At 37.5% G+C, this 589-nt stretch carries 1 protein-coding gene and 1 pseudogene; both read left to right on the top strand.

What is annotated here, in order from left to right; genetic code table 11:
* Positions 1 to 362, top strand: a 362-nt coding sequence (locus EHQ59_RS12755) for a PP2C family protein-serine/threonine phosphatase (protein ID WP_135620039.1), incomplete at its 5' end; no start/stop codon positions are given.
* Positions 359 to 589, top strand: a pseudogene (locus tag EHQ59_RS12750) (sensor histidine kinase); the annotation flags it as partial. The gene EHQ59_RS12755 and the pseudogene EHQ59_RS12750, both read left to right, overlap by 4 nt.

Raw genomic sequence — 589 nt, 5'->3', positions numbered from 1 at the left:
AACAAATGTTATCTTATTCAGTCATGGGTCATCCGAGCCCTTACCATATGAATCGTATGGACGGCACCTTGAAACCGTTATCTGGTAGAGGCCCGATTATGGGATGGAAAAAGGATGTTCAGTTGGAAAGTTTTTTTCATCCCTTAAAAATGGGAGATCGATTTTTCTTTTATACCGATGGAATCACGGAAAGCCATAACAAAGAGAAGGAAATGTTCGGAGAAGTCCGATTGCGCGAAACACTTTCCGAAGGAATTTCACTCTCTCCGATTGATTTAAACGAAAAAATTAAAAACCAAATCAAAAAATTTACTTTTCGATTGTCAGATGATGTAACTTACTTTACGATCGATTTCCAATGAAACTAGGACTAGAACAGATTCGCCTACGAACACTTCTTAATTTAGGTGTACGTGGACAAATGGATCTGCAAACGTCTGTTCGGGTACAGTTAGTCAATTTAATAGCCATTTTGGGGATAGTTTCTAATCTCCAATATTCTATACTGTTTACGGTTGTAGGTGCACCTAACGTATGGATATTGAATGGAATACATTTTTGTATCGTCAATACACTAGTTGCGATTCTA

The organism is Leptospira kemamanensis (assembly GCF_004769665.1).
Lineage (GTDB): Bacteria > Spirochaetota > Leptospiria > Leptospirales > Leptospiraceae > Leptospira_A > Leptospira_A kemamanensis.
The sequence above is the reverse complement of the archived record's forward strand: the minus strand, read 5'-3'. Positions and strand labels throughout refer to the sequence as shown.